The sequence below is a fragment of the Stenotrophomonas sp. STEN008 genome (assembly GCF_056760435.1).
In genome coordinates this window covers 1-19,698 of sequence record NZ_JBRRET010000053.1, presented here as the reverse complement: position 1 = coordinate 19,698, position 19,698 = coordinate 1, and the positions used below count along the sequence as shown (strand labels likewise).

General features: G+C 67.9%; 16 protein-coding genes. 9 read left to right on the top strand and 7 right to left on the bottom strand.

The features are described from left to right. Positions 1–118: 118 nt before the first annotated feature. From ACVOME_RS17360 to ACVOME_RS17340, 5 genes are all read right to left on the bottom strand, one after another. On the bottom strand, positions 119–2,158 hold the full coding sequence (locus ACVOME_RS17360; protein ID WP_481505329.1) for an FUSC family protein: 2,040 nt from the start codon (positions 2,156–2,158) through the stop codon (positions 119–121). A gap of 3 nt (positions 2,159–2,161) precedes the next feature. After that, the gene (locus tag ACVOME_RS17355; RefSeq protein WP_461288485.1) at positions 2,162–3,613 is read right to left on the bottom strand and encodes an efflux transporter outer membrane subunit; all 1,452 of its coding nucleotides are present in this window, start codon (positions 3,611–3,613) and stop codon (positions 2,162–2,164) included. Next, complete coding sequence (locus tag ACVOME_RS17350) at positions 3,610–4,527, bottom strand: efflux RND transporter periplasmic adaptor subunit (RefSeq protein ID WP_053517256.1); 918 nt, start codon at positions 4,525–4,527, stop codon at positions 3,610–3,612. The genes ACVOME_RS17355 and ACVOME_RS17350 overlap by 4 nt, the downstream gene beginning before the upstream one ends. Further along, positions 4,524–4,733 (bottom strand): DUF1656 domain-containing protein, encoded by a 210-nt coding sequence (locus ACVOME_RS17345; RefSeq protein WP_053517257.1) that lies wholly within the window; start codon positions 4,731–4,733, stop codon positions 4,524–4,526. The genes ACVOME_RS17350 and ACVOME_RS17345 overlap by 4 nt, the downstream gene beginning before the upstream one ends. Before the next feature lie 106 nt (positions 4,734–4,839). Continuing rightward, positions 4,840–5,295: a MarR family winged helix-turn-helix transcriptional regulator gene (locus ACVOME_RS17340; protein ID WP_065174050.1), complete on the bottom strand. Its 456-nt coding sequence runs from the start codon at positions 5,293–5,295 to the stop codon at positions 4,840–4,842. A gap of 275 nt (positions 5,296–5,570) precedes the next feature. Between ACVOME_RS17340 and folE the strand changes: the two genes are divergently transcribed. The 4 genes from folE to ACVOME_RS17320 all read left to right on the top strand — a co-directional run bounded on the left by folE (position 5,571) and on the right by ACVOME_RS17320 (position 11,849). Next, positions 5,571–6,182: a GTP cyclohydrolase I FolE gene (gene folE / locus ACVOME_RS17335; protein WP_004141296.1), complete on the top strand. Its 612-nt coding sequence runs from the start codon at positions 5,571–5,573 to the stop codon at positions 6,180–6,182. A 112-nt stretch (positions 6,183–6,294) separates the two neighbouring features. Continuing rightward, on the top strand, positions 6,295–7,764 hold the full coding sequence (locus ACVOME_RS17330; protein WP_053520046.1) for a DUF3375 domain-containing protein: 1,470 nt from the start codon (positions 6,295–6,297) through the stop codon (positions 7,762–7,764). After that, a complete protein-coding gene (locus tag ACVOME_RS17325) occupies positions 7,751–8,452 on the top strand; it encodes a DUF4194 domain-containing protein (RefSeq protein ID WP_053520047.1) in 702 nt (233 codons plus the stop codon). Before ACVOME_RS17330 ends, ACVOME_RS17325 begins: the two co-directional genes overlap by 14 nt. Before the next feature lie 16 nt (positions 8,453–8,468). After that, positions 8,469–11,849, top strand: a complete 3,381-nt coding sequence (locus ACVOME_RS17320; protein WP_065176260.1) for an ATP-binding protein — start codon at positions 8,469–8,471, stop codon at positions 11,847–11,849. A 105-nt stretch (positions 11,850–11,954) separates the two neighbouring features. Here ACVOME_RS17320 and ACVOME_RS17315 read toward each other — a convergent pair whose 3' ends face one another. Next, positions 11,955–12,734, bottom strand: coding sequence for a sulfite exporter TauE/SafE family protein (locus ACVOME_RS17315; protein ID WP_481505328.1), 780 nt, complete (start codon positions 12,732–12,734; stop codon positions 11,955–11,957). 81 nt (positions 12,735–12,815) lie between these two features. Between ACVOME_RS17315 and ACVOME_RS17310 the strand changes: the two genes are divergently transcribed. The 5 genes from ACVOME_RS17310 to ACVOME_RS17290 all read left to right on the top strand — a co-directional run bounded on the left by ACVOME_RS17310 (position 12,816) and on the right by ACVOME_RS17290 (position 18,340). Further along, positions 12,816–13,208, top strand: a complete 393-nt coding sequence (locus tag ACVOME_RS17310) for a YchJ family metal-binding protein (RefSeq protein ID WP_065182154.1) — start codon at positions 12,816–12,818, stop codon at positions 13,206–13,208. Between the two features lie 84 nt (positions 13,209–13,292). Further along, positions 13,293–14,564, top strand: coding sequence for an ergothioneine biosynthesis protein EgtB (gene egtB / locus ACVOME_RS17305; RefSeq protein ID WP_481505327.1), 1,272 nt, complete (start codon positions 13,293–13,295; stop codon positions 14,562–14,564). Next, positions 14,561–15,535: an L-histidine N(alpha)-methyltransferase gene (gene egtD / locus ACVOME_RS17300; protein WP_053520052.1), complete on the top strand. Its 975-nt coding sequence runs from the start codon at positions 14,561–14,563 to the stop codon at positions 15,533–15,535. The genes egtB and egtD overlap by 4 nt, the downstream gene beginning before the upstream one ends. Before the next feature lie 85 nt (positions 15,536–15,620). Next, positions 15,621–17,786, top strand: coding sequence for a lytic murein transglycosylase (locus ACVOME_RS17295; protein ID WP_481505326.1), 2,166 nt, complete (start codon positions 15,621–15,623; stop codon positions 17,784–17,786). Continuing rightward, positions 17,783–18,340 (top strand): DUF2628 domain-containing protein, encoded by a 558-nt coding sequence (locus ACVOME_RS17290; protein WP_481505325.1) that lies wholly within the window; start codon positions 17,783–17,785, stop codon positions 18,338–18,340. The genes ACVOME_RS17295 and ACVOME_RS17290 overlap by 4 nt, the downstream gene beginning before the upstream one ends. Here ACVOME_RS17290 and ACVOME_RS17285 read toward each other — a convergent pair. Further along, a complete protein-coding gene (locus ACVOME_RS17285) occupies positions 18,337–19,527 on the bottom strand; it encodes a benzoate/H(+) symporter BenE family transporter (RefSeq protein ID WP_065182158.1) in 1,191 nt (396 codons plus the stop codon). The two genes, ACVOME_RS17290 and ACVOME_RS17285, sit on opposite strands and share 4 nt — an antisense overlap. Positions 19,528–19,698: the final 171 nt, after the last annotated feature.

Here is a 19,698-nt window from a genome sequence, read left to right as displayed (position 1 = left end):
AACTCCTTTTCCCACTTTGCCTGCCGGGGGGGGGCGTGGCTTCGGGCGGGGGGGCGGGGGCCCGGCCCGGGCTGGTGGGTGGGGGGGCGCGCGGGGCCCCCCCCCCGGGCGGATCGCGTTATAGCGACGGAGCGGCAGCATCCGCCAGCCCCGGCGCCAACGCTTTCGCCTCCGGGAACAGGGCGAAGCGCAGGCCCACCAGGCCCATCAACGCCTCGTCGCGTGCCTTGCAGGCCGCCACGCTGCCGACCCGCCCCAGCGAGGCATCCAACCGCTCGCGCAGCGCCTGATCGGCGGTGATCGGCCGGCGTGCGGCGACCTGGCGCCGATAGTGCGCGGCAATCTCCTGCAGGATCTGCTCAACGGCCTCGCGGCTGCGGTCGGGCAGTTCCAGCCGGGCACGCCGCAGCTGCAGGATGTTCAGGCCGATGCGGGCTTCATTGAGCATGTCCACCGACGCGATGTCGCTGCCTTCCGGCGTCGCCGCCAGCCGGGGGGCCAGCAGCCCGAGCAGGTCGAGCATGCGCGCGGCGAAGCGCTGCCTGTCCTGCTGTCCGCGGCCTTCGGCCGCTTCCGCCAGGGTGGTCCAGCCTTGCCGGACCAGCCGCCGCGCGGTCCATTCGGCACCTACCGAGCGGAACAGGCGGGTCATCACCACCGCAAAGCCGATGCCGATGAACATCGCCACTGACGAGTTCACGAACGTCTGGATGTTGGCGCTGTAGGTGTTCTGCAGGCTGAGCAGCGCGGCCAGATTGACCGTCAGCGGCAGCGCAAACAACGCACTCTTGGGGTGGTGCAGCAGCAGGCCCAGCGGCAGGAACGCCACCGCCAGCACCAGTGCCAGCAGTCCGAAGTCGTGAACGGCGGGGAATACACCGAACAGGTACACGCCTGCGACCAGCGAAGCCACCATCGCCCACACCAGGAACGAGACCATGCTCGGTGCCGGATCATCCTGTGCCGCGAAGAAGGCCGCCGTCACCGCAGCCATCATCGCGCCGTTGCCACCGCCTTCCCAGCCCAGCGCGATCCACAGCACGCAATAGCCCATCAGCGCCACGCCGGCGCTGAGCGCCGAGAACAGCGCCATGCCGTAGTCGACGTGCCTGTCGGCCGCGACCCGGTCGGTGCGGATGCGATAGTGCACGCGGTCCAGCGGCGCGTTGCCGTGGTCGATCGCCTGCTGCAGCGTGCGGCAGTCCTGCCACAGGTCCACCAGCTCTTCCAGCCGCAGCAGCAGGCTGGCCAACTGCAGGTGCTGCAGGTCGCGGTCCACCTGCGGCTTCACTGCGCTGATGCGCGCACGCAGGCGGGCGTAATCACTGGCACTGGCCGGTTGCTGCAGCCATTCGTGAATGTCGTCGATCACTGCCGGCAGCCCATCGGGCAGCGACTGGCCATTGCTTCGCAGCGCACTCAGGCGATCGGCAATGGAGGAAAGCACCGGCAACAGCAACAGCATGCGCTCGCGCAGCCGCTCCATGGAGACCGCCGCGCCGGTGTGGCGCGGATCATCGCGGCGCAGGAACTCGATCAATGCCTCGAACTGCACCAGATCGGCGGCCAGGCGGTTGCGCGGTGCATGCGCGCGGCCTCGCTCCAGGATCTGCCGGCACCACTGCGCCGCATCCTCCATCCAGGTGCCGATGCGTGCGCGCAGCATCGGCCGCACCGAAGCCGGGAACAGCAGCGAGGCGAACAGCACCGCCACCACCGTGCCGAGGATGATCTCCTCGCTGCGTGCCACGACCGTGTCGAAGATCGTCTCCGGCGAGGTCACCGCGGGGAAGCCGATGAAGGCGGTCGTATAGCCGGCGAGCAGGAAGGCATAGCCGCGCGGGCCGCGGTTGAGCAGGGCCAGGAACAGGCAGCCGGCCAGCCAGAACGACATCGCCGCGCTCAGCAGCAGTGGGGTTTCCACCAGCGCGGGCAGCACCAGCAGTGTGGCCAGGCCGGCCACCAGGGTGCCGACGATGCGGTATACGCCCTTGGCGCGGGTTGGTCCCAGCAGCGGCTGGCTGACGATGTAGACCGTACCCATCGCCCAGTACGGGCGCGACAGGTTGCCGGCCATGGCGATGTACAGGGCGGCGATCGCGGCCAGGTAGGTCTTGATCGAGAACAGCCACGCCTGGCGATCGGTCACGGCGTTCATCACTTAGTTCGCCGTGGCCCGTGGAGCGGCCGTCGCCTGCCAGCCACCGCCGAGCACCAGGAACAGGTGGATCTGATCGCGCGAGACCTGTGCTTCGGCCGCGGCCAGTGTGGCATCGCTGGTGGCCAGGCTGCGGTCGGCGTCCAGGCTGGCAAGGTACGGTGTCCGCCCACCCTGGTAAAGCCGGCGGTTCTGCTCGGCTGCCAGCGCGGCCTGTTCCTGGGCGATGCGCAGCGACTGCAGGCGGCGCAGGTCCTGTGCGTAGCGGTCCAGAGCGGTCTGCGTCTCACGCAGTGCCTGCAGCACGGTGTGGTCGAACTCGGCCAGCGCTGCATCGGCGCCCGCTTCGGCAGCGTGGATGCGTGCATGGCTGCCCGATGACGGCAGCGTCCACGAGATCAGCGGCCCGATCGACCACTGCTGGGTCATGGGCTGGCCGAAATCTTCCAGCAGGCCGGCGGCGCCGATCGAAGCCCCCAGACGGATGTCCGGATAGAGTTCGGCAGTAGCCACGCCAATGCGCGCGGTGGCCGCGGCCAGCCTGCGTTCGGCCTGGCGCACATCCGGACGACGCTGCAGCAGCGCACGGCCATCTCCGACCGGCAGCGGTTGCGTCAGCGACGGTGCCTGTGCGCAGTCGATCACCCCGGTCGGCAACTGGCCGGGGGTCTGGCCGAGCAGGGCGGCCAGGGAGTACGCCGCCGCCGAGCGCTGCGCGCGCAACGGCGGCAACGCGGCCTCCAGCAGGGCGACCTGGGCATTGGCACGGGCCAGTTCCGGCGGCGTGCCGCGGCCGGCCGCGATCAACCGCTCGGTCACCGAGCGGCCGCGCTGCTGCAGCTGCAGCGAATGCTCGGCCACATGCAGTTCGTGATTGGCGTGGCAGATCTCCAGATAGCTGTCGGCCACCTGTGCGACCACGCTGACCTGGGCCAGGTCGCGCGCCGCAGCGACTGCCTGCTCGTCGGCCCGCGCCGCTTCCGCACCGCGCTTGAGCTTGCCGAACAGATCGAACTGATAGCTGACCGCGAACTTGCCATCGGCCAGGTTGATCACCGGCAGTTCGTGTTCCTGCAGGAACGATTCGGCCGACAACTGCGCGCGGCTGACGCCGGCCTCGGCCTCGTACTCGAAGCCACCGGCGTCCAGTGCCTGTTCGTACACGGCCGCCGCGCGGCGCAGGTGGGCATCAGCGGCTTTCAACTCAACGTTGTCGCGCAGCGCCTGGCTGATCAGGCCGTCCAGCACCGGATCGTCGTACAGCGACCACCAGCGCGCCGGCAGCGGCTGGCTGGCGGCGATCTGCGGGTTCTGCGTATCGATGAACGCCGCATTCGCCTCCGGGCGCTTGAATGCCGAGCCTTCCGGTAGTGCATAGTCGGGACCAACGGTCCTGCACGCGGCCAGGCTGGCCAGTGCGACGATCAGGCCGAGGCGGGACAGTGCGGTATTCACAGGCGGCCCCGCGTCGGCGTGGGGCCGGCCTTGCTGTCATCCGCGCGGCGGCCGGTATCCACCGTCACGGTGGCGGTGCGGCCGGCGATCAACTCAACACCCGCGGGAAGATCATCGATGGCAATCCGCACGGGAATGCGCTGCGCCAGCCGCACCCAGTCGAATGCGGGTGTGACGTTCGGCAACAGGCTGCTGCCGTTGCTGCGGTAGCGGTCCTCGATGCCGGCGGCGATGCTCTCCACATGTCCCTGCAATGGCCTGGATTCACCCATCAGGCGGATGTCCACGCGCTGCCCGGGCACCACACCCTGCAGGCGGGTCTCCTCGAAATAGCCATCGATGCGGAATGAGCCGGTATCCAGCAACGCCAGTACCGGTTTGCCGGCCACCACGTAGTCTCCGACGCGCAGCGTACGGTCGTTGACCCGGCCGTCTGCCGGTGCGCGCACTTCGGTGCGGCCCAGATTGAGTTCGGCCAGATCGACTGCGGCCTGTGCCGTGGCCAGCGCGGCCTGTGCGGCCTGCAGCTTGGCCCGGCGCACTTCGGCGTCCTCGGCAGCGACGAGGTCCTGCAGGCTGCGATCACGACCGATCTCGCGCTTCAGCTGGGCCACCGACGCCTGGCGCTCGGCCAGGCTGGCCTGTGCCTGCTCCAGTGCGATGCGGTAGCGCGCACGGTCGACCACGAACAGCAGGTCGCCCTTCTTCACCGCCTGGTTGTCGGCGACGTTCACCGTCTCCACCAGGCCGGACACATCCGGCGCCATCTGCACCACGTCCGCGCCGACATGGGCGTCACGGGTCCAGGGCTCGTCCATGTAATAGACCCACAGCTGGCGCAGCACCAGCAGCGCGACGATCACGGCGGCACCGGTGAGCAGCACCGGCAGGGACTTCTTCACGATCTTGTTCACGATTGCATCCAGCGCAGAAGGTGGAAAAGCAGGCCCAGCACGATCCCGTACAGCGCCAGGTTGAACAGCGCCGGGTGCCAGACATGGCGGTAGGCACCGGCGCGTTGCAGCAGCGCGTGCAGACCGCTGTTGAGCAGATAGGCCAGCAGCATCAACCCGAGCAGGGTCGGGACGAACACTCCGTGGAGACTGAATTCACCAGGCATCGGTAGGGCAGGGCAGATGGGGGAGGGGGAGGAACAACGGCACAACAACAACGGGTAACAGCCGCTGGCGTGGCAACGGCAGCGGCGGCATCCGGGGACATCGGTCTCACGTGATGCGGTCGGCGGCCTCGGCCAGCAGGCGCCATGCCTTCAGCACGGCGTGCAGTTCATCCATGGAAAGCGCGCCGAACACGTCCTGACGCAGGTCGATCAACTGATCTTCAAGTTCCTGCACCAGCGCCTGGCCGGCCTCGGTCAGCCACAGCAGGTTGGCGCGACGGTCGCTTGCATCACTTTCACGGCGGACCAGGTCGCTGGCACAGAGCTTGTCCAGCAGACGTACCAGCGAAGGCCCCTCCATGCCCAGCTGCTGGGCCAGGGCGACCTGGCGGATGCCGCCGCCGGAGCGGCCGATCATCAGCAGGGGCATGGTGCAGGCGGTGGAGATCCCGTAGCTGCCCAGCCGGCTGTCGGCCAAGCGCTGCCACTGCCGCCCTGCATACAGCAGGCCGGAGCTGAGCTGCATCTGCAGCACGGTGCGCTCGTCGAGGGGGCGATCCATAGATAGATAGGATACTACTAATTTCATTCCTATCAATAGGTTTTCTGAATGGGCGCCCCATTGCGGTAGCGGGGGGGGGGCGCCCCCGCCCCCCCCCCCAACCCCCCCCCACAAAAACACCCCCCCCCCCACCCCCCCCCCCCCCACGGCAGGTTCCCGAGCCATGAACGTCGGCCCTCGACCCCGACTGCCGGCGCGCGATGAACCATCCCCACAGGACGACCCACCCCCCGGTCAGGTACGATGCTCGCCCCCCGTTCGGGACGCTGTACGCAATGAGCAAGAACAACGAAAAGGCCGCCCCGCAGGGCGACGTGACCCAGGACCAGGCCGAGGATGCCGTGCGCACCCTGCTGCGCTGGGCCGGAGAGGACCCGTCCCGCGAAGGCCTTCTGGACACCCCCCGCCGCGTCGCCGAAGCCTACGGCGACTGGTTCAGCGGTTACCGCGATGACCCGCGCGCCTACATGGAGCGGACCTTCGAGGAAGTCGCCGGTTACGACGAACTGATCGTCCTGCGTGACATCGAGTACGAAAGCCACTGCGAGCACCACATGGCGCCGATCATCGGCCGCGTGCATGTCGGCTACCTGCCGGCCGGCAAGGTGGTGGGCATCAGCAAGCTGGCGCGCGTCGTCGAGGCCTATGCCCGCCGTTTCCAGGTGCAGGAAAAGATGACGGCGCAGATCGCCCAGTGCATCCAGGACGTGCTGCAGCCGATCGGCGTCGGCGTGGTCGTCGAAGGGGCCCACGAGTGCATGACCACCCGCGGCATCCACAAGCGTGGGGTCAGCATGGTCACCTCCAAGATGCTCGGCAGCTTCCGCGACGATGCGCGCACCCGCGCCGAGTTCCTGCGCTTCATCGAAGTGGGCGGCAAGCGCTGAGCCGCTTCTCCCCGCACCGCCGGCCCATGGTGGCCGGCCTGCCCACGGCTGTCCCCGCGACGGCCGTGCGTGGCTGCCCGCAGCCGCCTGTCTTTCCCGATCCCCTCGCTGCATGAAGCATCGCGAACGCATCTCCCGCTACCGTCACCTGCGCGAACAGCCCCAATGGAAGCTGCTTGCCGCCGACCATGCGCCCGAAATCATTGGTCTGCTGCAGAGCCTGCTGATGGACGGCGAACGCACCTTGCCGTCCTCGGTGCTCAACGAGCGCCTGCAGCGCGCGCTGGACCAGCTCAATGGCGACGAACTGGCCCGTGACCTGCCGCGCACGGCGCAGGCCTACATCGCACACTGGCTGTCCCAGGGCTGGCTGGAGCGGCGGTTGCCCGAGGGCGCCGACCAGGAGCAGTACGAACTGTCGACCCAGGCCCTGCAGGCGATCCGCTTCGCCGACAGCCTCGAACAGGCGCGCGTGGCTGCCACCGAGAGCCGCCTGGCACTGGTCATCGAACAGCTCTCGCAGCTGGCTGCACAGACCGAATCCGATCCCGACGCACGCCTGTCTGCGTTGCGCGACGAGCGCGACCGCATTGACGCCGAGATCGCGCGGGTCAGCGCCGGTCGTGTGGTCGCCCTGGACGGCAAGCGTGCACTGGAGCGCGCCCGCCAGATCATCGGTCTCGCCGACGAGCTGACCGAAGACTTCCGCCGGGTGCGTGACGGCTTCGAGCAGCTCAACCGTGAGTTCCGCGAGCGCATCATCGATGACGAAGGCGAACGTGGCGATGTGCTGTCGCAGCTGTTCGAGGGCGTGGACGTGATCGGCGAAAGCGATGCCGGCCGCAGCTTCCAGGCATTCTGGCGGCTGCTCAATGATGCCGAGCAGAGCGCGCAGCTCGATGCCGCGCTGGAAGCCGTGCTGGCACGCGGCTTTGCACGCCGCCTGGATCGCAACGAGCGCAACTTCCTGCGCAGCTTCACCAGCACCATGCTTGAACGCGGCGGCCAGGTACACGATGTCCTGCAGAATTTCGCGCGCAGCCTGCGTGGCTTCGTGCAGAGCCGCGGCTATCTTGAACAGCGTCGCCTCAATCAGCTGCTGAAGCAGGCCCAGTCCGAAGCGCTGGCTCTGCGCGACGAGTTCCCGGCCCAGCGCACGATCGGTCGTGACCTGCAGTTGACGACCAGCCGGCTGCGTTCGTGGTCGCAGTGGAAGCTGCACGACCCCCGCAGTGCCCAGGTCGATGGCAATGTCGAGTACAACGACGCGGCCAGCATCAGCCTGGAGAGCGTCGGTGATCTGGTGGCCTCGTCCGAAATCGATTTCCGCACCCTGCGCCGCGACCTGCACGACCTGCTCGATGCACAGCCGCGGCTCAGCATCGCCCAGGCGCTGTCGCAGCGCGAAGCGCCGCAGGGCCTGGGCAGCGTCATCGGCTACCTGTCGCTGGGCACGCGCTTCGGCAGCGTGGTCGCTGGCGAACAGGAGCTCGCCGAATGGCGTGGCGGCGACGGCCAACTGCGCCGCGCACGCATCCCGCTGGTTTGGTTCACCCAGGAGAGACGCCATGAGCTGGCATGAAGACCCCATCGAAGCACCGTCTGCCGACCAGGCCGAGGACGCCTACGAGGCCGAGCCGGCGATGCTCGAGGCGCAGCCACGGCGCGGCAACAGCGTGTACTACCTGGGTGATACCGGCCGCCTGCCGCTGGATGCCCGGCGCGCGCTGTGCCAGCTGCTGATCGGCCCCAGCATCGACCAGCTGCGCCACGCCAAGCTGTGGCCGGCACTGGTCCGCAGCGAGGCGGGCATCCGTTCAGCGCTGTCCGACCTGTTCCTGGAACTGGTGCTCGACCGCGAAAGCGGTGTGGCATTCACCCGCCAGGCCGACACCGAAGACGTCGATGCACCGGTACTGCTGCGGACCTCGCCGCTGACCTTCATTGACTCGGTGCTGTTGTTGTTCCTGCGCCAGCAGCTGGCTGAGGCCGACGCGCGCGGCAACCGCGCGGTGGTCGCCGACGCCGAGATGGCCGAAGCACTGGCCATCTACGAGAAGAACCTGTCCACCGACCGCGCCGGCTTCAATCGCCGCGTTGCATCGGCCGTGCAGAAAATGAAGGACAACCACATCCTGACCCGTCTGAGCGGCCAGGACGACCGCCACGAAGTCTCGCCGGCGCTGAAGCTGCTGTTCTCCGCCGAAGACGTGTCCCAGCTTTCGGCAGTGTACCGCCAGCTGCGCGAAACCCCGGCCGCCGAAGCCTGAGAGACCCGAACACCGCATGGCCATTTCCAAGCACACCCCCGCCCTGTTCAATGAAGGCCTGCCGGACCCGCGCCTGCAGCAGTTCCGCATGCGCCGCCTGCAGGTGCACAACTGGGGCACCTTCAACGGCCTGACCGAAGTGCCGATCGCCGAGCGCGGCTTCCTGTTCGTCGGCCGTTCCGGCTCGGGCAAGTCGACCCTGCTCGATGCCATGTCCGCGCTGCTGACGCCGCCGGCCATCGTCGACTTCAACGCGGCTGCACGCGAAGCCGAGCGCAGTGGCCGCGACCGCAACCTGGTGTCCTACGTGCGCGGCGCGTGGGCCGACCAGCAGGACAGTGGCACCGGCGAGATTGCCACGCAGTACCTGCGCAAGGGTGCGACCTGGACCGCACTGGTGCTGGAGTACCGGGCCGGCGACGGCCGCGTGGTCAGCCTGGTGCGCCTGTTGTGGATCTCCGGCAACGGCACCTCGGCCGGCGACGTGCGCAAGCACTACATGATCGCCGAGCGTCCGTTCGACATCGCCAAGGATCTGGGCGGCTTCGATCTGGACCTGCGCAAGCTCAAGCAGAAGCTGGCCGACGTCCACCACTTCGACACCTTCTCCGGCTATGCCGAGCGCTTCCGCGACCTGCTCGGCATCGACAACGAGATGGCGCTGCGCCTGCTGCACAAGACGCAATCAGCGAAGAACCTGGGTGATCTCAACGTCTTCCTGCGCGACTTCATGCTCGACACGCCGAAGACGTTCGACGCCGCCGAGCGCCTGGTGAGTGATTTCGCCGAGCTTGACGGGGCCCATCAGGCGGTCGTCACCGCCCGTCGCCAGGTGGAGACGCTGTTGCCGGCGCGCGCCTATTACGCCGATCTGAAGGAAATGCACCGGCAGCGCGGTGACGACGAGGCGCTCAAGCTGGGCGTCGACAGTTTCCGCGAGAGCCGCCGCCAGGCGCTGATCGAAGCGCGCCTGCGCGAGATGGACGTGCGTGACCGTGGCCTGCTGGGGGAAGAGGCGCAGCGCCGCGCTGCGCTGGACAACCACAGCGAACGCCTGGCCGAGCTGGAACTGCAGCGGCGTCAGCAGGGCGGCGAGCGCATCGAAGAGCTGGAGCGCGAGCAGGGCCGCGCCGAAGCCGAGCGCGATCGCCGCAAGGCCAAGCGCGACCAGGCGCAGGAAGCCGCACGGAAACTGCAGGCCGAACTGCCCGACGATGCCCATGGCTTCGCCGAACTGGTCGAGCGTGCGCAGAACGAACTACAGGATCGCCAGCGCGCTTCGGCCTCGCTGGACGATGCCATCAGCGAGCGCCTCGGTGGCAAGCGCGATGACGAGCGTCGCTTCGCTGAAGTACGCCTCGAACTTGACGCGATGCAGCGCACGCCCTCCAACATTCCGGCGCCGATGCAGAAGCTGCGTGCACGGTTGGCGGAAGAGACCGGCATTTCCGAAGTGGCGTTGCCGTTCGTCGGCGAGCTGATCCAGGTCCGCTCCGAGGAACAGGGCTGGCAGGGTGCGATCGAACGCGTGCTGGGTGGCTTCGCGCTGTCGCTGCTGGTTGACGACAAGCACTACAACGCGGTTGCCGACTGGGTGAACCGCACCCACCTCGGCATGCGCTTCACCTACTACCGCGTGCGCCGCAACGACGAGGCGTTCGCCCGCGAACCATCGGCGAAGTCGCTGCTGCACAAGCTGGAGCTGCGCGACCACGTGTTCGAGAGCTGGCTGCGACGCGAGCTGGGCAAGCGATTCGACTACGAATGCGTGGATGCCAGGCAGCTGCGCAACGTCGACCGCGGCATCACCCGCGAAGGCCAGGTCAAGCATCCGGGCGACCGCTTCGAGAAGGACGACCGCAGTGCCGTGGGCGATCGCCGTCGCTGGATTCTCGGTTTCAACAATCACGACAAGGTCGGTGCGTTCGAACGTGAGGCGCAGGAACTGGCCAAGCGCATCGCCAGCTGCGAGACCGATATCGCGAGCCTGCGTGGCCAGCGCGATCGTGACAACGAGCGCCGCCTGGCCTGCCACGAGCTCGCGGGTATCCAATGGAACGAGATCGACGTCGCCGCGCCCCAGCAGCGCCTGACCGACATCGAAGCCAGCCTGCGCGACCTGCGCGAAGGCAATGCCGACCTGGCCAGGCTGGCACAGCAGATCGACGCCGTGCGCGCCGACATCGAGCAGGCCCGCCGCACCTATGAGGATGTCCGCGTCGAGCGCGGCCAGCTGGTCCGGGAACGTGACCGCCTCGACCGCGCGCGCCAGCAGAGCCGCGCGCTGGTGCTGCCAACGCTGGCCGAAGCGCAGGAGAGCGGCCTGGCAGAGCGGTTGCAGCAACAGGGCCCGCTCAGCCTGGAAACGCTGGAAGCGCACATGCGCCAGGTCAGCAACGCGCTGAACGAACAGTTGTCGTCCTCGCAGCAGGACCTCAACCGTATCGAAAACCAGCTGGTCGGCTGCTTCCGCCGCTTCATCCAGCAGTGGCCGGAAGAATCCGGCGACTTCACCGCATCGGTGGCGTCGGCCGAGGACTTCCTCGCCCGCCTCGACCGTCTCGAACGCGATGGCCTGCCGCAGCATGAGGAACGCTTCTTCGATCTGCTGCAGAACCAGAGCAAGAACAACCTGCTGGCCCTGCAGCGCCACAGCGCCGAGGCCCGCAAGTCGATCGGCCAGCGCCTGGACGAAGTCAACGCCAGCCTGGAGCAGGTGCCGTTCAACCGGGGCACCCTGCTGACCATCGAATTGAGCGACCGCCGGCTGCCGGAAGTGCTGGAGTTCCAGCTGCAGCTGCGCGAAGTGCTGTCGCAGCAGCAGACCGAGCAGCGTGAACTGGCGGAGTCACAGTTCACCGTGCTGCGCCAGCTGGTCAACCGCCTGGGTTCGCAGGAAGGTGAGGACAAGCGCTGGCGCGAGCTGGTCCTGGACGTGCGCATGCACGTGGAGTTCATCGGCGTCGAACTCGATGCGGAAACGCGCCAGCAGGTCGAGATCTACCGCAGCGGCGCCGGCAAGTCCGGTGGCCAGCGGCAGAAGCTCGCCACCACCTGCCTGGCCGCAGCGCTGCGTTACCAGCTCGGCGGCGCTGACAGCCAGCTGCCCAGTTACGCGGCGGTCGTGCTCGACGAGGCCTTCGACAAGGCCGACAACGAGTTCACCGCGCTGGCGATGAACATCTTCGACAACTTCGGTTTCCAGATGGTGGTCGCCACGCCGCTGAAGTCGGTGATGACGCTGGAGCCTTTCATCGGTGGTGCCTGCTTCGTCGAGATCAGTGGCCGCCACGATTCGGGCGTGCTGCTGATCGAGTACGACGAAGAAGGAAGGCGCCTGAAGCTGCCCGAGCGCAGCCGCCAGCAGGCCAATGAACCGGAGGAAGCCGAAGCCTGACCGCCTCGGGCAATCCACCTGTAGAGCCGAGCCATGCTCGGCTGCTCTTCGCGACCTGAAACAACGTGCCAACCAAGGTTGGCACCTACCATTTCATAACGTCCCTCACGAACCGCCGAACGTATCCCAGCCCATCCGCGCGATCAGCACTACCACCAGGCCCACGAACAGTTTGCGGATGAACGGCGTGCCGCCTTTCAGTGCCAGCCGCGTGCCGACCACCGAACCGATGATGTTGGCCGTGGCCATCGGCAGCGCGAACAACCACAGGATGTTGCCGGTCGGCACGAAGAACGAGATCGCCGCCATGTTCGTCGCCAGGTTCACGACCTTCGATGCGGCCGACGCACGCAGAAAGTCCAGGCCGAAGAAGCGCACGAACAGGAAGATCAGGAAACTGCCGGTGCCTGGCCCGAAGAATCCATCGTAGAAGCCGATCGCAGCACCGATCACCAGCGCGATGGTCAGTTCGCGCCGGCCGATCTCCTGCGGCCGGTGCAGCGCGCCGAAATCCTTCTTCCACAGGGTGTAGGCCAGCATCGCCACCAGCAGCACCAGCACCAGCGGCCGCACGGCATCCTTGGGCAGCAGGCTCACCGCCGTAGCCCCGGCGAACGAGAACACGAATGCCGTGCCCGCGGCGAACAGTACCGGCTTCCAGGGGAACCGCACGTTGCGTGCATAGCGCCACGCCGCCGCCGCCGTGCCGAACATCGAACTGAACTTGTTGGTACCGAACAGCATCGCCGGCGCCTGCTGGGGCAGCACGGTGAACAGGCCGGGCAGCTGTACCAGTCCCCCTCCACCCACGGCAGCATCGACCAGGCCGGCAATGAAGGCGATCACCACCAGCCACCACAACTCGGGGGGAACCAGTTCCAGCACGGGGATCATTCAATGTGGGGGCGCGACAGCATACGCCTATCGCCGATGGATGCCCGACGTGACTCGAGCGACAATACCCCCATGAGCCGAAACCCTGCCGATTCCTGCCCCTGTGGCCTCGCCACGGGCTACGCCGACTGCTGCGGCCGCTTCCATGCCGGCGAGCCCGCACCGGACGCCGAGCGCCTGATGCGCTCGCGCTACAGCGCGTACGTGCGTGGTCTGGCCGACTACCTGCGGGCCACCTGGCATCCGGCCACCCGTCCCGCCGAACTGTCACTGGACGAGGCGCCCGGCCAGCGGACGCACTGGCTTGGCCTGACCGTCCACGAGCACCAGGTGAATGGGCCCGACCATGCCGAAGTGCGATTCACCGCCCGCTATCGGGTGGGCGGCGGCAGTGCGGTGAAAATGAACGAGCGCAGCCGGTTCGAACGCATCGACGGACGCTGGTACTACCTCGACGCGATCTGAACCGGTTACGCGACGGCATCGATGTGAACGGCGCGATGTCACACCATGACGTTGCGCTCACCCACACCGCTGGATGCTGGGTGCATGGACAGCGCTACCGTCGCCGTCGCTGCTCCGCAGCGTGAACTCGCCCACCGCTATGCGCAGACGCGCGCCCGCAGCGTGCTGCTGGCCGAACCGCTCAGTGCCGAAGATGCCATGCTGCAGAGCATGGCGGACGCCAGCCCGAGCAAATGGCATCTGGCGCACACCACGTGGTTCTTCGACCGCTTCGTGCTGGCCGGTCTATGCGGCGCACCGGCACGTGACCCCGCGTGGGACTACCTGTTCAACAGCTACTACAAGAGCATTGGACCGGCGCATGCCAGGCCGCAGCGTGGCCTGCTCTCGCGCCCGTCGCTGCAGCAGGTACTCGATTACCGGCAGCAGGTCGATGCACACCTCCTGACGCGTCTCCGCGACGGCGATCTTGACGATGAAGCCCTGCAGCATCTCCAGCTGGGCCTGCAGCACGAGCAGCAGCACCAGGAGCTGCTGCTGACCGACATCAAGCACGCGCTCTGGTGCAATCCGCTGCATCCGCCCTACCGCCAGGACCTGCGCGCCGCCGTCAGCGTAGCCAGTCCGCTGGGCTGGATCGAATCTCCCGAGCGCATCGTCACCGTCGGCGCACCGGCATGGCCACAGCACGCTACCTTCGCCTACGACAACGAATCGCCACCGCATCGCGTGCTGTTGCCGGCCCACATGCTGGCTGATCGACCGGTCTGCAACGCGGAGTACCGGGACTTCGTCGAAGCCGGCGGTTACCGCGATCCGCGCTGGTGGCTCAGTGAGGGGTGGGCTCTGCGCGAAAGCGAGGACTGGCAGCATCCCCTCTATTGGGATGACGCCCTCCAGCGCGAATACACGCTCGGCGGCTGGCGCGACCTCGACGCGCATGCGCCGGTGTGCCATCTCAGCTACTACGAAGCCGATGCGTATGCCCGCTGGGCCGGTGCGCGCCTGCCCAGCGAATTCGAGTGGGAGGCCGCCGCGACGTCGCAGCCGGTCGCCGGCCATTTCGCCGAAGACGATCATCTGCATCCTGCTGCAGCACAGGGCAGGGGACTGCGGCAGCTGTTCGGCGACGTCTGGGAATGGACCGGCAGCGCCTATGGCGCGTACCCCGGATTCCGTCCGTTCGCCGGCAATCTGGGTGAGTACAACGGCAAGTTCATGTGCGGGCAGTGGGTCCTGCGCGGCGGCAGCTGTGCCACCCCGCGCGGGCATGTGCGCGCCAGCTACCGTAACTTCTTCATGCCACCTGCGCGCTGGCAGTTCTCCGGCCTGCGCCTGGCGAGGGATCTGCCGTGAGCACCGTACAGGATGCGCTGCAGGCGCTGACCGATCTCACGCCCAGCCGCGAGCAGATCCTCGCCGACACACTGGCCGGACTGTCGCGCACTGCGCGCCAGCTGCCGTCGAAGTACTTCTATGATGCGCGCGGATCACGCCTGTTCGAACAGATCACCCACACGCCGGAGTACTACCCCACGCGCACCGAGCTGGCCCTGCTGAATCGGGTGCTGCCGGATATCGCACGCGTGGTGGGCCCGCGCCTGCACGTGGTCGAGCTGGGCAGCGGCAGTGGTCGCAAGACCGCGCTGTTGCTGGCCGCGCTGCAGGATCCCGTGGCCTACACCCCCATCGAGATCTCCCGGGCGGCGCTGCTGTCGAGCATCGATCACCTCGCTCCCGCGCTTCCCGACGTGGAAATGCTGCCGGTCTGCGCTGACTTCACCCGTCCGGTGGACGTGCCCGCACCGGAGCGCGAGCCCGCGCGGCGCCTGCTGTTCTTCCCGGGGTCCACGCTTGGCAACTTCGCCGGCGAGGACGCCCTCGCCCTGCTGCGGGCCATGCGTCAGACCATGGGTGACCACGGCCTGGCCCTGATCGGCATCGACCTGCACAAGGACCCCGCGCTGATCGAAGCCGCCTACAACGACGCCGAAGGCATCACCGCGGCATTCACCCTCAACCTGCTCGTCCGCCTCAACCGTGAGGTGGGCAGCGACTTCGATCTGGACGGCTTCCGCCACCGTGCCCGTTACAGCACCGAACGTCTGCGTATCGAGACCGATCTGGTCAGCCAGCGGGCGCAGGACGTCCACCTCGATGGCCGCACCTTCCACTTCGAGGCCGGTGAGGCGATCCGCGTCGAGTACAGCCACAAGTACACCGATGATGGCTTTGATGCGCTGGTGCGGCAGGCCGGCCTGCAGGTTGCGCAGCGCTGGGACGCTGACAGTCCAGCTTACGGCCTGCGGCTGCTGCGTACGCTCTAGAGAGGCCAACGGCCGGCAACTGCTTCAGCATCGCCGGTCGCTCAGCCTCTAGTATGGTGTCAGCACCGGCAACACGGAGGACGCCATGCCCACCCTGACCGCACTCGGCCTGGCCGCGGCACTGGCCGCGCCGTCAACGGCGCCCGACCTGACCCCGCCCGATCCCGCGTTCACCCGGTGTCTGGCACAGCTGCAGGCAACGGCAGCTACCCAGGGCATTGCCGCAGACCGCTTCGGTGCGATCACCGCCGACCTGCGTCCTGATCCCAGCGTGCTCGGCTTGCTGGATGCGCAGCCCGAATTCTCCACCCCGATCTGGGACTACTTGGCTGCACTGGTGGACCGCCAGCGCGTCGACGATGGACGGGCCATGCTGCAGCAGCACCGCGACCTGCTTGATCGCATCGCCGCGCAGTATGGTGTCGATCCGGTCACCATCGTCGCCGTCTGGGGCGTGGAGAGCGACTATGGCCGCGTATTCGGCAAGCGTCCGCTGCTGCAGTCGCTGGCGACGCTGTCCTGCGCCGGCCGGCGGCAGGCGTTCTTCCGTGGCGAACTGCTGGCCCTGCTCACGCTGATCGATCGAGGTGATCTGCAGGCTCAAGATCTGACCGGGTCCTGGGCCGGCGCGTTCGGCCATACGCAGTTCATGCCCAGCACCTACGCACGCATCGCCGTCGACGGCGATGGCGACGGTCGCCGTGACCTGGTCGGCAGCATTCCCGACGCACTGGCGTCTACCGCCAACTACCTCAAGCGCGCCGGCTGGCGCACGGGAGAACCGTGGGGCATGGAGGTGCGTGTTGCCGACGGCTTCAATACCAGCCTGGCCGGCCGTACCCAACGCCGGTCACTGGCTGAATGGCGTACGCAGGGCGTGACAGCGCTGGACGGCAGCGCGCTGGCTCCGGCGGGTCTGGCTGCCGACGCGCGGGCGGCACTGCTGCTGCCCGCCGGCATCAAGGGGCCGGCCCTGCTGGTGTTCCGCAACTACGATGCGATCTACAGCTACAACGCCGCCGAAAGCTATGCGCTGGCGATCGCGACGCTGGCTGATCGCCTGCGCGGCGGCAGCGGCCTGGCCACCGCCTGGCCGACCGATGACCCCGGGCTGGGCCGTGATGAGCGCCGTCAGCTGCAGACCCTGCTGCTGGCGCGGGGGCATGATATCGGTACCGCTGATGGCATGATCGGCACAGCCAGCCGCCGGGCGATCCAGGCCGAACAGCGCCGCCTGGGATGGAGCACGGCCGATGGACGAGCCGGCCAACGCATCCTGCGCGCGCTGCAGAGCGCGCCGCCGCCTGCGGTGGCCTCCACCCGCTTCACGCTTCCCAGCAACTACAGTGCCGTGCAGTCGCCGGCCATACGGAGTCGATCCAACGTGCAACAGATCCAGGGCGTACGCAGTGGCCAGTTCCAGGGGCTTGATGCCTGGCTGGTGGAAACCCCCCAGGCCACCGCAGCCATCAGTGTGTTCGGCGGCCAGCTGCTCTCCTTCGTACCCAAGGGGCAGCCCGATCTGCTGTGGCTTTCGCCACGCCGTGCCGCATTGCCGACCCCCATCCGCGGCGGCAGCCCGGTGTGCTGGCCGTATTTCGGGCGACAGGGGCAAGGCGACGATGTGCCCGCGCATGGTTTCGTGCGCACCCTGCCGTGGGAGCTGAAGGAGGCCCGCCGGCTGGACGACGGCAGCATCGAACTCGTATTGGCTCCCCCTGCATTGGACAACCTCGCTCTGCGCCTGGCCATGACCGTGCGCATCGGCCGTGAACTACGGCAGCAGCTGGTGACCGACAATCCCGGCACCGTGCCGGTGACGATCACCCAGGCGCTGCACAACTACTTCCGCGTGGGCGATGCCAGCAAGGTCGAAGTCGATGGCGTGGACGGGCTGGAGTATCTGGACAAGTTCGAGAACTATGCACAGGCGCGGCGCCAGCAGGGCCCGTGGTCCCTGCGCGATCCGCGCGACCCGGGCCGCAGTGACCGCATCTATACCGGGGCAGGTGGCCACTACGTCCTGCGCGATCCGGTGCTGAAGCGTCGCATCACGATCCGTACCGAAGGCAGCCGCTCGCTGGTGGCCTGGAATCCCGGCGCGGAAGCGGCAGCGAAGATGGCCGACGTGGGCGACGGCTGGCGCGATTACGTCTGCCTGGAAGCGGCCAATGCCGGGCCCGACGTGATCACCATCGCACCGGCCGGTCGCCACGTGCTGGTACAGACCTTGTCCAGCTCGCCACTGTGAGTGGACATCCCGCCACGGATGGCAATCCCTACGCTGCGCCGGTTGTCGGCGATGCGCCGTCGAGCCTGGACGCCGCAATGGCGGTCTATGACCGTTATCCACGGCTCGCCCGCGTGGTGGCCGACAACTTCGCTGTCTATGCCGAGTTGTGGCGGCTGCGTCGGGATCCGCCGGGCTGGCCGCGTCCCTGGAACTGGGCCGCGTTCCTGTTCGACTTCAAGTGGCTGCTGTACCGGCGTATGTACGGCATGGCGGTGGCCTACGTCCTGATCAGCATGGTGGGGGGTGCCGCCATCGTGCTGGCCGGAATGGACGACGCGGCGATATGGGGGTTGACGTTGGCCTTGAAGATCGCAGTGTCACTGGCGGCCAATGCGCTCTATCTGCGCCGCTGCAGGGCGGTGATCGCCCGCGCCGAAGCCGCCGGCGCGGGTGACGGCGCGCGCGTTGAGGCCTATATCGACCGGCGCAGCGGCGTCAGCCGGCTGGCTCTGGGCCTGGGCATCGCGTTCAGCGTCGCACTGCAGGCGTTGGACCTCTTCGGCGGCGCCTAGCTGCGGGGCTCACGTGGCCGCAGGACCAGCAGGCACAGCGCGCCAGCGACCAGCCCCCAGAAGGCGGAACCGATACCCGCCAGCGACATCCCCGACGCAGTGACCAGAAAGGTGACCAGTGCCGCCTCGCGGTCGCGCTCCACCGCCAGTGCGCTGGCGAGGCTGTTGCCGATGGTGCCGAACAGTGCGATGCCAGCCACGCAGGCCACCAGCTCCCGCGGGAACGCGGCGAACAGTGCGGCCACGGTGGCGCCGAACAGGCCGATGACGATGTAGAACACACCTGCCGCCATCGCCGCGGTGTAGCGCCGGGCAGGATCCTCATGGGCATCGCGGCCCATGCAGATGGCTGCGGTGATCGCGGCCAGGTTCAGCGCATAGGCACCGAAGGGGGCCAGTACCGTGTTGACCACGCCGATCCAGCCGATCAGCGGCGATACCGGGGCGTCGTAGCCGGAGGCGCGCATCACGGCGACGCCGGGAATGTTCTGCGAGGCCATGGTCACCACGAACAGGGGCAGGGCGATGCCTGCCACGGCAGTCCACGACAGGGAAGGTGCCACCCACTGCGGGACCGCCAGCTGCAACTGCAGCTGCTGCGCGTGCAGCAGACCGCGGCTGGCCGCGACCGCGATGCCAACCAGCAGGGTCGCGATCACGGCGTAACGCGGGAACAGGCGCCGGCCAGCCAGCCAGGTCGCGAACATCGCCAGGGCAAGTACCCTCTGGCTGTCCATTGCGACGAACACATCCAGGCCGAAGCGCAACAGCACACCGGCCAGCATGCCCGCCGCCAGCGCCATCGGCACACGTTGCATGAGCCTGGCGAAGATGCCGGAGAAGCCGGCCAGCATTGCCAATGCCGCAGCAAGCAGGAACGCGCCTGTCGCCTCGGAGAGCGAAGCGCCGCCGACGCCCACCACCAGCATCGCGGCGCCGGGCGTCGACCACGCGGTGACCACCGGTACCCGATAGCGAAGTGACAGCCCGATGCAGGTCACGCCCATGCCCAGTCCCAGCGCCCACATCCAGGATGCGATATGGGCCTGATCGGCACCGACCGCCTGCGCGGCCTGGAACACGATCACCGCCGAACTGGCGAAGCCCACCAGTACGGTGATGAAGCCGGCGACGATCGCCGGCATCGATAGATCCCGCCACCATCCGTGGCGCACCTGCGTACTCATTGCCTGCTCTCCCGTGTGCATCCCTGCATTGATAGCGCCTGAGGCGGTTTGGGGCCGCCCCCCCGGCGGGGCCCCCCCGGGGGGGGCGGGGGGCGCCCCGCCCCCCCCCCCCCCCCCCCCGGGGGAGGGTGGGGTAAAAAAAGGGTTTGGGGGCGGGGCGGGCGGGGGAGA

Coding starts and splice junctions, on each gene's coding strand:
- ACVOME_RS17360 (WP_481505329.1), bottom strand. CDS start 2,158: ATGAACGCCGTGACCGATCGCCAGGCGTGGCTGTTCTCGATCAAGACC.
- ACVOME_RS17285 (WP_065182158.1), bottom strand. CDS start 19,527: ATGAGTACGCAGGTGCGCCACGGATGGTGGCGGGATCTATCGATGCCG.
- ACVOME_RS17345 (WP_053517257.1), bottom strand. CDS start 4,733: ATGCCTGGTGAATTCAGTCTCCACGGAGTGTTCGTCCCGACCCTGCTC.
- ACVOME_RS17330 (WP_053520046.1), top strand. CDS start 6,295: ATGAAGCATCGCGAACGCATCTCCCGCTACCGTCACCTGCGCGAACAG.
- egtB (WP_481505327.1), top strand. CDS start 13,293: ATGGACAGCGCTACCGTCGCCGTCGCTGCTCCGCAGCGTGAACTCGCC.
- ACVOME_RS17340 (WP_065174050.1), bottom strand. CDS start 5,295: ATGGATCGCCCCCTCGACGAGCGCACCGTGCTGCAGATGCAGCTCAGC.
- ACVOME_RS17320 (WP_065176260.1), top strand. CDS start 8,469: ATGGCCATTTCCAAGCACACCCCCGCCCTGTTCAATGAAGGCCTGCCG.
- ACVOME_RS17295 (WP_481505326.1), top strand. CDS start 15,621: ATGCCCACCCTGACCGCACTCGGCCTGGCCGCGGCACTGGCCGCGCCG.
- ACVOME_RS17310 (WP_065182154.1), top strand. CDS start 12,816: ATGAGCCGAAACCCTGCCGATTCCTGCCCCTGTGGCCTCGCCACGGGC.
- ACVOME_RS17325 (WP_053520047.1), top strand. CDS start 7,751: ATGAGCTGGCATGAAGACCCCATCGAAGCACCGTCTGCCGACCAGGCC.
- folE (WP_004141296.1), top strand. CDS start 5,571: ATGAGCAAGAACAACGAAAAGGCCGCCCCGCAGGGCGACGTGACCCAG.